The sequence below is a fragment of the Actinoplanes philippinensis genome (assembly GCF_900113015.1).
GTDB lineage: Bacteria > Actinomycetota > Actinomycetes > Mycobacteriales > Micromonosporaceae > Actinoplanes > Actinoplanes philippinensis.
Genome location: NZ_FONV01000011.1, coordinates 242,337 through 255,062, shown reverse-complemented (window position 1 = coordinate 255,062; position 12,726 = coordinate 242,337). Strand labels below are relative to the sequence as shown.

The 12,726-nt window shown below is 72.9% G+C and carries 14 protein-coding genes; 7 read left to right on the top strand and 7 right to left on the bottom strand.

Annotated elements, in window-relative coordinates; all coding sequences use genetic code 11:
* Positions 1 to 1,254 carry a DUF1501 domain-containing protein gene (locus BM290_RS29385; RefSeq protein ID WP_093619151.1) on the top strand — a complete coding sequence of 418 codons (1,254 nt, stop codon included), beginning with the start codon at positions 1 to 3 and terminating at the stop codon, positions 1,252 to 1,254.
* A 60-nt stretch (positions 1,255 to 1,314) separates the two neighbouring features.
* Positions 1,315 to 1,647, top strand: a complete 333-nt coding sequence (locus tag BM290_RS29380; protein ID WP_093619150.1) for a hypothetical protein — start codon at positions 1,315 to 1,317, stop codon at positions 1,645 to 1,647.
* Here BM290_RS29380 and malQ read toward each other — a convergent pair.
* The gene (malQ, locus tag BM290_RS29375; protein WP_093619149.1) at positions 1,602 to 3,593 is read right to left on the bottom strand and encodes a 4-alpha-glucanotransferase; all 1,992 of its coding nucleotides are present in this window, start codon (positions 3,591 to 3,593) and stop codon (positions 1,602 to 1,604) included. The genes BM290_RS29380 and malQ overlap by 46 nt on opposite strands.
* A gap of 64 nt (positions 3,594 to 3,657) precedes the next feature.
* Between malQ and BM290_RS29370 the strand changes: the two genes are divergently transcribed.
* Both BM290_RS29370 and BM290_RS29365 read left to right on the top strand, forming a co-directional pair.
* Positions 3,658 to 3,909, top strand: coding sequence for a hypothetical protein (locus BM290_RS29370; protein WP_239143754.1), 252 nt, complete (start codon positions 3,658 to 3,660; stop codon positions 3,907 to 3,909).
* 24 nt (positions 3,910 to 3,933) lie between these two features.
* Positions 3,934 to 5,172, top strand: coding sequence for a chitosanase (locus BM290_RS29365; RefSeq protein ID WP_093619148.1), 1,239 nt, complete (start codon positions 3,934 to 3,936; stop codon positions 5,170 to 5,172).
* Between the two features lies 1 nt (position 5,173).
* Here BM290_RS29365 and BM290_RS29360 read toward each other — a convergent pair whose 3' ends face one another.
* The 6 genes from BM290_RS29360 to aroA form a co-directional block, all read right to left on the bottom strand.
* The gene (locus BM290_RS29360) at positions 5,174 to 5,902 is read right to left on the bottom strand and encodes a carbohydrate-binding protein (RefSeq protein WP_093619147.1); all 729 of its coding nucleotides are present in this window, start codon (positions 5,900 to 5,902) and stop codon (positions 5,174 to 5,176) included.
* An 86-nt stretch (positions 5,903 to 5,988) separates the two neighbouring features.
* A complete protein-coding gene (locus tag BM290_RS29355) occupies positions 5,989 to 6,546 on the bottom strand; it encodes a DUF5709 domain-containing protein (RefSeq protein ID WP_093619146.1) in 558 nt (185 codons plus the stop codon).
* Positions 6,547 to 6,575: 29 nt separating this feature from the next.
* A complete protein-coding gene (locus BM290_RS29350; protein ID WP_239143755.1) occupies positions 6,576 to 7,313 on the bottom strand; it encodes an ATP-binding protein in 738 nt (245 codons plus the stop codon).
* A 101-nt stretch (positions 7,314 to 7,414) separates the two neighbouring features.
* Positions 7,415 to 8,215, bottom strand: a complete 801-nt coding sequence (gene hisN, locus BM290_RS29345) for a histidinol-phosphatase (RefSeq protein WP_093619144.1) — start codon at positions 8,213 to 8,215, stop codon at positions 7,415 to 7,417.
* A gap of 68 nt (positions 8,216 to 8,283) precedes the next feature.
* Positions 8,284 to 9,345, bottom strand: coding sequence for a ribosome small subunit-dependent GTPase A (rsgA, locus tag BM290_RS29340; protein ID WP_093619143.1), 1,062 nt, complete (start codon positions 9,343 to 9,345; stop codon positions 8,284 to 8,286).
* 3 nt (positions 9,346 to 9,348) lie between these two features.
* Entirely contained in the window at positions 9,349 to 10,635 is a 1,287-nt protein-coding gene (gene aroA, locus BM290_RS29335) for a 3-phosphoshikimate 1-carboxyvinyltransferase (protein WP_373871086.1), read from the bottom strand.
* Positions 10,636 to 10,808: 173 nt separating this feature from the next.
* Here aroA and BM290_RS29330 point away from each other — a divergent pair, with 173 nt between their 5' ends.
* The 3 genes from BM290_RS29330 to BM290_RS29320 all read left to right on the top strand — a co-directional run bounded on the left by BM290_RS29330 (position 10,809) and on the right by BM290_RS29320 (position 12,696).
* Positions 10,809 to 11,486, top strand: coding sequence for an SOS response-associated peptidase (locus tag BM290_RS29330; protein ID WP_093619141.1), 678 nt, complete (start codon positions 10,809 to 10,811; stop codon positions 11,484 to 11,486).
* 192 nt (positions 11,487 to 11,678) lie between these two features.
* Positions 11,679 to 12,074, top strand: a complete 396-nt coding sequence (locus BM290_RS29325) for a WhiB family transcriptional regulator (protein WP_093619350.1) — start codon at positions 11,679 to 11,681, stop codon at positions 12,072 to 12,074.
* Between the two features lie 28 nt (positions 12,075 to 12,102).
* Positions 12,103 to 12,696, top strand: coding sequence for an alpha/beta hydrolase family protein (locus tag BM290_RS29320; protein WP_093619349.1), 594 nt, complete (start codon positions 12,103 to 12,105; stop codon positions 12,694 to 12,696).
* Positions 12,697 to 12,726: the final 30 nt, after the last annotated feature.

Here is a 12,726-nt window from a genome sequence, read left to right as displayed (position 1 = left end):
ATGAGCGAAAAGTGTGGATGCGAGGAGAACCGGCGGTTCGGGCTGGACCGGCGGCGGGTGCTGCTGGCCGGCGCGCTGGGACTGGCCTCGGCGGCGCTCGACACGAGTCTGGCGTTCGCGGCCGACCCCGGATACACGGGAGACGTGCTGGTGCTGCTGTCGCTGCGGGGTGGCTTCGACGGGCTCTCCGCCGTCGTCCCGGCCGGCGACGCCGCCTATTACGCGGCCCGGCCCACGATTGCCGTACCGAAAACGCAGTTGATCGGGGGTGGATCTTTCTTCGGTCTGCACCCGGCGCTGTCGCCGCTGCTGCCGTATTGGACCGGCGGGCAGTTGGCCGCCGTTCAGGCGGTCGGGCAGCCGGCGCCGAACCGATCGCATTTCTCGGCCATGGAGGATCTGGAACGGGCCGCGCCCGGCACCTCGATCCGGACCGGCTGGCTGAACCGGATGCTCGGCCTCACCGCCTCGTCCGATCCGATGCGGGCGGTCGCGATGGGCACCGCGATGCCGGCCCGGGTGCTCGCCGGACCGGCGCCCTATCTGGGCGTGACCTCGATCGACAAGACCGCGCTCACCGGTGAGCAGGCCGGCCGGCCGATCGCGGCGACGATGGCGAAGCTCTACGAGAGCGCGCCCGCGGCCCTCAAGCAGACCGCCGGGCAGCTGAACGGCGCGCTGCAGCGGACCGCGCAGCTGCGGGCCGCCGGGTACACGCCGGCCAACGGCGCGGTCTATCCGGGCACCGATCTCGGGGCGGCGCTGCGCGACGTGGCCCGGCTGATCAAGTCGGGCAGCGGGCTGATGAGCGCGACCGTCGACTCCGGCGACTGGGACATGCACGAGAACCTCGGCCCGGCGGTCGCCGGCCGGCGGATGTTCGACCAGCTCAAGGCGCTCGCCACGGCGCTCGCCGCGTTCGCCGCCGACCTCGGCCCGGACGGCCTTCGCAGAGTGACGCTGATCACCATCAGTGAGTTCGGCAGGCGCGTGACACAGAACGGCTCCGGCGGGCTCGACCACGGCTACGGCAACGCCATGTTCGTCCTGGGCGGCAACGTCAAGGGCGGCAAGGTGTACGGCCGATGGCCCGGCCTGACCACGGCCCAGCTGCGTGACGGCGACCTGGCGGTGACCACCGACTACCGGGCGGTGATCGGCGAGATCCTGCGCGCCCGATGCGGTGTCGGTGACCTGGCGAGCGTCTTCCCCGGGGTGACCGCGTCGGCGCTGGGCATCGTCGCGGCACGCTGAAAGCGGCGATATTCCCCAAAACGGCTATAAGCCGTGATCGGTGCGTTCCACACTGCTCACATGTCCAGCAATTCGCTTGCCGAGATGATCGGCGCACAGCGGCAGCCCTCGCGGGCGGGCCGGGCCGGCTCGCCGCTGCGGATCCGGCGCCACACCTCCGACGAGGGCGCGCCGTTCTGGCGGTGGGACTGCGCCGGCTGCGGCGAGTACGGCGGCGGGCGGCACCACGACGACGCGGTGACCCGGGCGCTGCGGCACTGCCACGAGCACCCGGACCACCGCTCCTCACTGCTGCCCCCGGCCCGCTGCCGGGAGCCGCACACCTACCTGCCGCTGCACCCGATGCTCTACGCGCTCGACGACGACCCGCCGCCGGAGCCGCTGGCGATCTGACCGCCCCGCGCCGCACCCGGGTGCCGCCCGGGCAGCGGCTGCGGACGGCCGCCGAGGATCCCGGCCACCTTGCGCAGCAGCGGGTCGGCGACCACCTCGGTCAGGTCCCGGCCGAGCGGGATACGCCAGTTCGGGTACTCGTCGAAGGTGCCGGGCAGGTTCGGCTGACGACGCTCGAGCAGGACGTCGTGCAGGGAGGCGGTCACCATCCGGCACGGCGTACGGGCCAGGAACTCGTGCATCGCCACCACCACGTCCTCGGTGCCGGGATCCGCCCCGAGCAGGCCCTCCTCGCGCAGCCGCGCCAGCAGCAGCGCCCGGTCGGTGCGCCAGGACTCCCGCTCCTCCTCCACCGGCCCGGCCAGCTGGCCCAGCGCGGCCCGTACCTCGACCTGCTCCCCGGCCAGGAAACCGGCCGCCGTCGGCAGATCGTGGGTGGAGACGCTGGCCAGCGCGTTACGCGGATAGCCGGCCGACGGACGGTAGCCGCCCTCGTCGTCCCGGGTGAACCAGAGCACCGCCGAGCCCAGCATGTTCGTCCGCTGCAGCCCCTCGGTCACCACCGGCATGACCGTGCCCAGGTCTTCGCCGATCACCACCGCCCCGGCCCGGTACGCCTCCAGCGCCAGGATGCCCAGCATGGCCTCCGGGTCGTAGTGGACGTAGGTGCCGTTCGCCGGCCCCAGCCCGGCCGGCACCCACCACAGTCGCCACAGTCCGGCCACGTGGTCGACACGCAGGCCCCGCGCGTACCGGAAGATCCGCCGCAGCATGTCCCGGTACGCCGCGTAGCCCGTCTCGACCAGCCGGTCCGGCCGCCAGGCGACGCCACCCCACTCCTGGCCCAGCTGGTTGAACGCGTCCGGCGGGGCCCCGGTGCGCGCCTCCATCGCCAGCACGTCCTGCAGCAGCCACCCGTCGGCGCCGGCCGGCTCCACGGCCACCGCCAGGTCGTACACGATGCCCACCGGCAGTTCACCGGCCGCCGCCCGGAACTGCGCCTCCAGCAGCTCCTGGATCCAGATGTGGAAGGCGATCCGATCGTCGTCCATCGCCCGGACCGCCGGAGCGTCCGGGCGGCGCACTTCGGCCGGCCACTCCCGCCAGTCCGGCCCGTGCTTCTCGGCGAGCACACAGAACCGGGCGAAGTCGGTGAGCCCCGGATCCCGGTCCAGCTCGACCGGGGCGGCCAGCGGCCAGAGCAGCTCCAGCGCGGCCAGTTTGGCGGTGAACACCGCGTCGTAGTCGATCAGGCCGTCGGCCGCGGGCGCCGGCCGCAGCGCGTCCACCCGCTGCCGCAGCTCGGGCGCGGCCCGCCGGTACTCCGCGGTGTCGGTCACCCGCAGGTACAGCAGGTTCGCGAAACGGCGGCTGGACGGCGAGTACGGCGACGCCGGCACCGGCGCCACCGGGGTGATCGCGTGCAGCGGGTTCAGCACCACCAGCCCGGCCCCCGCCGACCCGGCCACGAAGTCACGCAGGTCACCGAGGTCGCCCATGCCCCACGAGCCGGCCGAGTGCAGGGTGTAGAGCTGGAGCATCCAGCCCCAGGTGTCCGGCGGCTCGGGCAGTTGCTCCGGGACCACCACCAGGGTGACCTCCTGGTCCCCGTGCCGCAGCCGGTGCCAGCCGAGCGGCAGATCCGGCGGGAGCCGGTCCAGCCGTCGCACCGCGCCGTCCTCCAGGGTGACCTCGGCCGGGCCCGGCAACGCCCGCCCGCTCCCGGCGCGCACCACGATCGTTCCGGGCAGACGGTCACCGCTGTCCCGCCGCCGGGCCTCGGCCAGCGACGTCCGTACCGCCGCCGGGGTGCTCGCGTCGACGCCGAGCATGCCCAGCACCCCGATCACCGACTCGGGGGCCACCTCGGTCTCCCGGCGCTGCCAGTTCTCGTACCGTGTGGCCACCCCGTGCGCCTCGGCCAGGGCCACCAGATCCGTGTCCATGCCTCTCCCATCCCCTCGGTGCCCGACGCCTAACCCATTGCGTACATCGGCCAGCATGGGGCACATGGGTGACATGGTTCGACGACTTCGCATCGGATTCACCGCGGCCCTGACGGGCCTGATCCTCGGCGTGCTGGTCCCGGCGCAGGCCTGGGCGGCCGACAACGGCGCAGCTCAGCTGGTCGTCGAGGCGGCCCGCAAGTCACGGCGCGGCGGCTTCGGATTCGGCGCCATCGGGCTCATCTGCTGCCTCGGTGTGATCGCTGTCATCGTGGTCGTCCTGATCCTGATTTCCCGGAACCGCCGACGGCGCTGAGGCCGCCCGGCCTAGCGTTGAACCATGCGATCGGTGTTGCTGGGCGGCGGGATCGCTGCGGTGCTCTGCGTCCCCCTGGCCGTGTCGGTGACGGCGGCCGGCGCCACCGCCGACGTGGTGCTCAGCCAGGGCCGGCCGGTGCAGGCGTCGGCGACCGAGAGCATCGCCTGGCCCGCCTCCGGCGCCACCGACACGGACTCCGCAAGCCGGTGGTCCAGCGGCGTCGCCGGGGCCGGCACCCAGTGGGTCGACATCGATCTCGGTACGGCCCAGGAGATCCGCCGGGTGCGGCTGCACTGGGCCACGGCGTACGCCAAGGCGTACCGGATCCAGCTGTCCGACGACGGCGCCACGTGGCGTGACCTGTACCGCACGTCGACCGGGGACGGTGCGTTCGACGACATCCGCGGCCTCTCCGGGACGGCCCGTCACCTGCGGGTGCTGGCCACCCAGCGGGGCACCCCGGAGGGCTACTCGCTGTGGGACGTCCGGGTGTACGGTCCGGGTCGTCCCGCGGCCGCCGTGGAGCAGGCCGCCACCGCCGCCGTGCCGCCCGTCGCCGGTGGACTGGGCACCCCGGCCAAGAAGGAGATCGCGCTCAAGCTGGTCTCCAGCGCCGAGAACTCGACCCTGGACTGGCGGTCCGGCTACGGCTACATCGAGGACCTGCGCGACGGGCGTGGCTACACCGCCGGAATCGTCGGTTTCTGCTCCGGCACCTCGGACATGCTGGCCGTGGTCACCGAGTACACCCGCCGCAAACCGGACAACGTGCTGGCCGGTTACCTCCCCGCGCTGCGGGCGGTGGACGGCACCGACTCGCACGAGGGCCTCGACCCGGACTTCCCGGACGCGTGGCGGGCCGCGGCCGCCGCCGACCCGGTCTTCCGCAAGGTGCAGGAGGAGGCCCGCGACCGGATGTACTTCTCCCCGGCGGTGCGCCTGGCCGAGGCCGACGGGCTGCGCGCGCTCGGCCAGTTCGCCTACTACGACGCGGCCGTCATGCACGGGATCTCCGGGCTGCGCTCGATCCGGGAGCAGGTGGTGGCCGGCCGGCGGACCCCGGTGCAGGGCGGCGACGAGATCGCGTACCTGTCGGCCTTCCTGGACGCGCGGGTGGCCGAGATGCGTACCGAGGCGGCGCACAGCGACACCAGCCGGGTCGACACCGTCCAGCGGGTCCTGCTGAACGCGGGCAACCTCGACCTGGCCACCCCGCTGAGCTGGTCGGTCTACGGCGACCGGTACTCGGTGCCGGGCTGACTCAGGCCTTCGCGAACAGGGCCGGCACCAGGTCGGGCTGCCAGCCGGGCAGCGACGTGTGCGCCTCGCGGACCCGGTAGATCACCTTCTTGTACTCGACCAGCTGGCCGGGCTTGTAGGCGGTGTACGCCTTCCACTTCGCCGCGTCCACCTGCACCGGGGTCCGGACCGTCACCCAGTCGACGAGCATCCCGTTCGAGTAGTAGCCGCCGGACGCCATGTTGAGGACGAACATCAGCGGCTCACCCTTCGCCGCCCGGGTGAACCGGAGCACGGCGCGGCCGTCGAGCGACCAGGTCAGCGTCGTCGGCGTCCAGTCCACCGCGTACGTGTGGAAGTCGTCGCCGTCGACCCGGTCCGGGCCCAGCGTCTCCAGCGAGCCGGCCGGCACCCCGCCCTGAGCGTCCAGCACACCGAGCGCCCGCCACGCCCCGTCCGTCCGCCGGCCCTGGATGCGGGCCTCGGCACGGCCGTACTGCTGCGGGAAGGTCTTCGTGGTGCGCAGCGCCGAGCCCAGCGCCAGCCGGCCGTCACCGTCCAGCACCGCGATGCCCCGCCGGCCGTCGGCGAGCGTCCAGACGTCACCGTCCGGCCGGTCGCCGCCGGCGCCGGAGAAGCCGTCGCTGAGCACCGTCCGGTTGACCGTGGCCGCCTCGGCGCCGGTCGCCGGCGTCGCCGCTACCGCACCGGCGACCATCACCGCGGCCGCGATCAGAGCGCGCCCTCTCATGGCCTCCCCCACCTAGAAGATCAGGTGGGCACTCTGCTCAACTGGGAGCGCTACCGGCAAGAGCCTTTACGGGACTGTGACCCGGCTCAGCGGTAATCCGGGGCGTTCGTCTCGTGCATCGCCAGCTCCTCGGCGCTTGCGCCGCCACCGGCCGCCCCCGCGTCGTAGGCGACGCTGTCCGTCTCCTCGTCCCAGCCCGAGCCCTCGTCCGGCGCGACCAGACGGCCCACCGGGCGCGGCGAGTCGCCGTCGAGCTGGCCGTCGTCGTAGAGCGACACCGGCGACGACGGATCCGAGGTGGGCCCCGGCTCCCACACGTCGCGGTCGAACTCACGCTGCTCCGAGTCGTCCACCGTCTCGTCGAACGGGTCACGGGGCTGCGGGTTCGCCGGCTCGGCGCCGAAGTCCGGCTCCTCCTGCCGCAGCCGCCGGTCCAGCGACTCGCCGTGCAGCTGCTCCTCGGCGGTCTCACCGAACCGGTTCGACCCGCCCGGGCCCACACCCGCGAGCGCGGCCGGGTCCGGCCCGTCGGCCCAGCGGGAGCTGTTCACCTCGTCGTACGCGGAGGAGTCGTCATCAGCGGTGTCCGGCAGTCCCGACGCCTCCGGATCGGTGACCTCGGCCGGGTAGTCGTTCTCTCGCATGCCGGCAGACTACCCACGAGCGGGGTCGATCATGCCGCGCCTTTGGTCTCCGCGTTGCTCAGCCGGGCCCAGACGATCTTGCCGTCGTCCATCGCCAGATGACCCCATCGATCCGCAACCGCATCGATCAGGAGCAGGCCACGGCCACCGTACGCGGTCGGCGCCACCGGGCCTCCGTGGCGCGGGGGCGTCGTCGAGAAATCTCGGACCGCCACACTCATCGCCTCGCCGTGCAGGGCCAGCAGCAGCGTCAGCGGGGTGCCGGCGTGTGCCACGACATTGTTGACCATCTCGGTGGCCACGATGCAGGCGTTGCCGGCCATGTCCGGCCGGTCCCACCGCCCGCACGCCTCGGTGATCACCTCACGGGACCGCCGGGCCGCCCCGGCCACCGGCTGCAGGTCGACGCCGATCCGGTGCTCGGCCGGCTCCGGGACGCCCAGCGCGGCGAAGGCGCCCGGCGCGTCCGGCCAGACCGGCCAGCCGCTGGGCCGCCACGCGGTGACGTCGGGTGTGCCGCAGAGCGCGAGATGGCTGCCCGGCCAGTCCCGCGTCTCGTCCCGCACCTCGCGCAGCACCCGGACCGCGTCCGCCTCGGCGAGCCGCAGCCCGGCGACGTCGACCACCATCGCCTCCGGCTGGGCGGCGAGAACGTCGAGCAGAGCCGAGCGGACCGGCACGGTCGTGGCGGCGTCGAGCACCCCGGAGAGCCGGACCAGAGGGTAGGCCTGGCCGCGGTCCACCAGGTGACGAACCTCGCTCGGCATGATCGCTCCATTGTGCATAACCCGTGGGCCGTGCGCATGTCGTGAGCACGGTACGAGCGGGATACCCCGTACCGGTTTGGTCATGCCGGAATGTGCGGCCGTCAGCCGCGGCGGGCCAGCGCGGTCAGCACGCTCTCGTGCAGCAGCCCGTTGGTGCCGATGACCGAGCTCTTGTCGGCGGTCGGCCGCCCGTCCAGATCGGTGATCTTGCCGCCGGCCTCGGTGACGATCGGGATCAGCGCGGCCATGTCCCACAGCGACAGCTCCGGCTCGGCCATCGCGTCCAGCGCGCCCTCGGCCAGCAGCATGTAGCCGTAGAAGTCGCCGTACGCCCGGCTGCGCCAGACCCCCAGCAGAATGTCCATCATCTGGTCGAGGCGACCGTTGTCGGCCCACCCGTTCAGGCTCGCGTAGCAGAAACTCGCGTCGGTCAGCTTCCGCACCGACGACACGCTGATCCGGGTCGCGGAGTGCTGGTTCTTCCCGGCGAACGCGCCCAGCCCGCGCCCGGCCCACCAGCGCCGGCCCAGCGCCGGCGCCGAGACCAGGCCGGCCACCGGGGTGTCGCCCTCCATCAGCGCGATCAGGGTGGCCCAGATCGGCACGCCGCGCACGAAGTTCTTCGTGCCGTCGATCGGGTCGATCACCCAGTGCCGGTTGCCGGGCCCGGCGGTCGCCGCGGTCCGGCCGAACTCCTCGCCGAGCACCCCGTCGCGGGGCCGGGCCCGCGCCAGGGTGGCGCGGATCGCCTTCTCCACCGCGGTGTCGGCGTCGGACACCGGAGTCAGATCGGGTTTCTCCTCGACCTTCAGATCCAGGGCCCGGAACCGGGCCATCGAGATGGCATCGGCCGAGTCGGCGAGGACGTGGGCAAGCGCAAGATCATCGGCATATCCGGCCATGCCAGAAAGTTAGTCCATCAACCCGGCTCCGCGCCTTTCCCGATCGGACTTCGTCCCGCTTTTCAAGATCAGGCCTCGTCCCCGGCGTTGTCCCGCACGTCACCCTCGCCGGCACGACTGGAGAGCAGGCGGCGGTACGACGCCAGACGGCGCTCGTCGGCTTTCCCCTCGGCCACCCACGCGTCCAGCCGGCAGTCGCTGTCGGCGGCCGTGTGACCACAGTTCGGCTGATCCTCCAGCGTCCCCTCGACCAGGTCGGGGAACCCGTGCAACAGGCTCTCCGCGCTCACGTGCGCCAGGCCGAAGCTCCGGATCCCCGGCGTGTCGACGATCCAGCCCGGATCCCGGCGCGACCGCCCCACCGGCGGCAGCCGCAACGCCACCGCGCTGGTCGAGGTGTGCCGGCCCTTGCCGATCGCGCTGACCGCGCCGACCGCGCGCAACGCATCCGGCACCAGACGGTTCACGAGAGTCGACTTGCCCACGCCGGAGTGCCCGACCAGCACCGAGATGCGGCCCGCCAGACGGGCGCGCAACTCCTCCAGGTCGCTGCCCGGGCGCACCAGCACGTGCGGCAGGTCCAGCTCGGCGTAGTAGCCCAGCACCTGCTCCGGGCCGGCCAGATCCGCCTTGGTCAGGCAGAGCAACGGCTCGATGTCCGCGTCATACGCCGCCACCAGGCACCTGTCGATGAACCCGGTCCGCGGCGGCGGGTCGGACAGCGCGCTCACGATCACCAGCTGGTCGGCGTTGGCCACCACCACCCGCTCCAGGCGGCCCTCCGGAGTGGTGTCGTCGTCATCCGCCGTCCGGCGCAGCACCGACGTCCGCTCACTGATCCGGACGATCCGGGCCAGCGTGCCCGCCGCGCCGGACGAGTCGCCGACCAGCGCCACCCGGTCGCCCACCACCACCGACTTGCGGCCCAGCTCGCGGGCCCGCATCGCGGTGATCACCTCGAGGCCGCCGCTGTCCTCCCGGACACAGCCGTAGCGCCCCCGGTCGACGGTGATGACCAGGGCATCGACGGCGTCGTCGTGTTTCGGCCTCGTCCGGGTGCGGGGGCGGGACGACTTACCGGGCCGGATCCGTACGTCGTCCTCGTCGTACTCCCGTTTACGCGCTGGCAGGGTCTAGCTCCTCTTCGCCACGAGTCCCGCCCAGAGTTCGGGGAACTCGGGCAACGTCTTCGACGTACAACCTACGTCGGTGAGGTCGACGCCCGGCACGGCGAGCCCGATCACCGCCGCCGCGTGGGCCATCCGGTGGTCGGCGTAGGTCTCGAAAGCGGCCCCGCGCAACGGCCCCGGCTCGATCCGCAGCCCGTCGGGGAACTCGGTCACCCTGGCACCCACCTTGCCCAGCTCGGTGGCGAGCGCCGTGATCCGGTCCGTCTCGTGGCCGCGGATGTGCTCCACCCCACGCAGCTCCGACGGGCCCTCGGCCAGCGCGGCCAGCGCCGACACGACCGGCGTCAGCTCGCCCACCTCGGACAGGTCGGCGGTGATGCCACGCAGCCGGCCGGTGCCCCGCACGGTCAGGCCCTCGGCGGTCGGCGTCACCTCGGCGCCCAGCGCCCGGAAGATCTCGATCGCCTGCTCGACCGGCTGCCAGCTGTCGGCCGGCCAGCCCGCCAGGGTGACCGCCCCACCGGTGACCGCCGCCGCCGCGAAGAACGGCGCCGCGCCGGACAGGTCCGGCTCGATCGTCCACGTCCGGCCGCGGAGCGGGCCCGGCTCGACCGTCCACACGTCGGCCACGCTGTCGTCGACCACCGCGCCGGCCGCCCGCAGCATGTGCGTCGTCATCCGCAGATGCGGGGCGCTCGGCACCGGCGGGCCCTCGTGCCGCAGCGTCAGGCCCTTGGTGAACCGGGCCGCCGAGAGCAGCAGACCGGACACGAACTGGCTGGACGCCGACGCGTCGATCACCGCCGCGCCGCCCTCCACCGCACCCGTGCCGTGCACGGTCAGCGGCAGCCCGTCGATCGGCGACGCGTCGACGGCCACCCCGAGCGCCCGCAGCGCCTCGACGATCGGACGCAGCGGCCGCTTGCGCATGTGCGGGTCGCCGTCGAACTCGACCGGCCCCTCGGCCAGCGCGGCCGCCGGCGGCAGGAACCTGGTGATCGTGCCGGCCAGCCCCACGTCGACCCGGGCCGGGCCGCGCAACGGGCCGGGCGTCACCAGCCAGCGGCTGTCGTCGGCGGTGTCCACCTCGACGCCGAGCGCGCGCAGGCCGCCCGCCATCAGCACGGTGTCGCGGGCGCGCAGCGGCGCCTCGATCACCGAGGGGCCGTCGGCCAGGGCGGCCAGGATCAGGGCACGGGCGGTCATCGACTTGGAGCCGGGCAGCCGCACGGTCGCCGTGACCGGGCCGGTGGCGGACGGGGCGAGCCAGGGGCGGGGTTCAGCAGTCACGCCCGACATTCTGCCGTCGCCCTCCGACATTCCCGTCCCGCGTTCCCGGCCCGCGAGACTTTCCCCCACCCGTGTGACCCACCCGTCCCACCGCCGGACGGCCCCCGAACCCAGCCGGTCGGCGGGTGTTCCGGGGCGGACGGGTGTCCGGTGGGCGGCGTAACCTCCAGCTCATGTGCGGGCGATACGCGACCACCAAGAGCAACGCCGACCTCAGCAAGCTGTTCGAGGCCGTCGATGTCGCCGAGCCGTTGCGGGCCAGCTGGAATGTGGCGCCCACCGACCCGGTGCCGCTGGTGCGCATGTCGAAGGAGCACGACGGCCGGGTGCTCGACACCGCCCGCTGGGGGCTGGTGCCGCACTGGGCGAAGGATCTGAAGGCCGGCGCCCGCATGATCAACGCGCGGGCGGAGACGGTCACCGAGTTGCGGTCGTTCGCGAGCTCGTTCGCCAAGCGGCGCTGTCTGATCCCGGCGGACGGCTGGTTCGAGTGGGTGCGTGACGGCAAGCAGAAGCAGGCTTTCTACATGACTCCGGTGGATTCCGGGACGCTGGCGTTCGCCGGTCTCTGGTCGGCCTGGGGTCCGGAGTCGGTGCTGACCTGCAGCGTGATCACCACGGCGGCGCGGGGCGGTCTGACGAAGGTGCACGACCGGATGCCGCTGATCCTGCCGGCCGAGCGCTGGGCGGACTGGCTGGCCGGCGGCGGCGATGCGGAGCGGTTGCTGCGCCCGCTCCCGGAGCGCGATCTGGAGGCCATCGAGGTACGCCCGGTGGGCGCCGCGGTCGGCAATGTGCGCAACAACGGCCCCGAGCTGATCGAGGCGGCCGCCAACATTACGCTTTTTTGAACTCTCGAAGATCAACGGGGATATTTGTCGGGATATGTTGTGTTTCTGGACTGGCAACTTTCCTTCCAGATTGATAGACCCCTTGTTCTGATCTTGTAGCTTGCGGTACAAACCAGCGCCGGAGTGGTGCTGGACCGTAAGGTGCGGCCCGGCCGCCACATGCAGTTCCGGTCCCACGGGGGAGGTGGGCTGATGACACGAGCACGCATGCCGCGTCCGCACGAGGTGGCTATCGCGCGACGCGACCCGCGGCTGCTCGAGGCGATCGCGCAGCGACGCTCCGACGAGGCCTGGCGCACACGAGGCGCCTGCCGCGCGGTCGATCCTGAGACGTTCTTTCCCGCGCCGAACGAGCCGTCGGGCGGAGCCGTCGCGTTGTGCGGGACCTGTGATGTGCAGGGCCCGTGCCTGGCCTGGGCGTTGCAGGTCGGCGACTGCCACGGCGTCTGGGGCGGCACCACGCCACGCGAGCGCCGGGCCATGCTCGTCGCCTGGCGGGAGCGGATCCAGGCGGACGGCGAAGAGGTCGACGACTCGCCGGACGACGAGGACCGGCGTCTTCTGACGCTGATTCCGGTCAGCCGCTGATAGAACGGAGCGCGTGTCCCGCTCCGAGATGACGCTGGAAACCCCACGCGGCCCCGCCGCCGTGGCCGTCACCGACCCCTCCGGGCCGGCGCTCGGCCTGCTCGTCCTCGGCCACGGCGCCGGGGGCGGGGTCGACGCGCCCGACCTGGTCGCGGTGCACGACGCGGCGGTGGTGGCCGGCGTGCGGGTCGCCCTGGTCACCCAGCCGTACCGGGTGGCCGGCCGGCGTGCGCCCGCGCCGGCCGGCCAGCTCGACGAGGCCTGGGTCTCGGTGGTGGGCGCTTTACGCGTACCCCGCCTGCCCTTGATCGTCGGTGGTCGCTCCAGTGGCGCGCGCGTCGCGTGCCGGACCGCGACCACGCTGGGCGCCGCGGGGGTTCTCGCCCTGGCCTTCCCGCTGCATCCGCCGGGGAAGCCGGAGAAGAGCCGGGCCGGTGAGCTGCCGGCGGAGGTACCGACCCTCGCGGTGAACGGTGATCGTGACCCGTTCGGGGTTCCGTCACCCGGAGGCGTCGTCGAGGTGGCGGTGCGTCCCGGAGCCGTTCACGATCTGCGAAAAGATCTTCCGGGTACGGTCGCGATCGTCCTGGAGTGGCTGCGGCGCCACCGCTGGGCGCGCTGATCACGCGAGGGAATGCGCGGCCCTTCCACA

Coding starts and splice junctions, on each gene's coding strand:
- BM290_RS29385 (WP_093619151.1), top strand. CDS start 1: ATGAGCGAAAAGTGTGGATGCGAGGAGAACCGGCGGTTCGGGCTGGAC.
- BM290_RS29380 (WP_093619150.1), top strand. CDS start 1,315: ATGTCCAGCAATTCGCTTGCCGAGATGATCGGCGCACAGCGGCAGCCC.
- malQ (WP_093619149.1), bottom strand. CDS start 3,593: ATGGACACGGATCTGGTGGCCCTGGCCGAGGCGCACGGGGTGGCCACA.
- BM290_RS29370 (WP_239143754.1), top strand. CDS start 3,658: ATGGGTGACATGGTTCGACGACTTCGCATCGGATTCACCGCGGCCCTG.
- BM290_RS29365 (WP_093619148.1), top strand. CDS start 3,934: ATGCGATCGGTGTTGCTGGGCGGCGGGATCGCTGCGGTGCTCTGCGTC.
- BM290_RS29360 (WP_093619147.1), bottom strand. CDS start 5,902: ATGAGAGGGCGCGCTCTGATCGCGGCCGCGGTGATGGTCGCCGGTGCG.
- BM290_RS29355 (WP_093619146.1), bottom strand. CDS start 6,546: ATGCGAGAGAACGACTACCCGGCCGAGGTCACCGATCCGGAGGCGTCG.
- BM290_RS29350 (WP_239143755.1), bottom strand. CDS start 7,313: ATGCCGAGCGAGGTTCGTCACCTGGTGGACCGCGGCCAGGCCTACCCT.
- hisN (WP_093619144.1), bottom strand. CDS start 8,215: ATGGCCGGATATGCCGATGATCTTGCGCTTGCCCACGTCCTCGCCGAC.
- BM290_RS29330 (WP_093619141.1), top strand. CDS start 10,809: ATGTGCGGGCGATACGCGACCACCAAGAGCAACGCCGACCTCAGCAAG.
- BM290_RS29325 (WP_093619350.1), top strand. CDS start 11,679: ATGACACGAGCACGCATGCCGCGTCCGCACGAGGTGGCTATCGCGCGA.
- BM290_RS29320 (WP_093619349.1), top strand. CDS start 12,103: ATGACGCTGGAAACCCCACGCGGCCCCGCCGCCGTGGCCGTCACCGAC.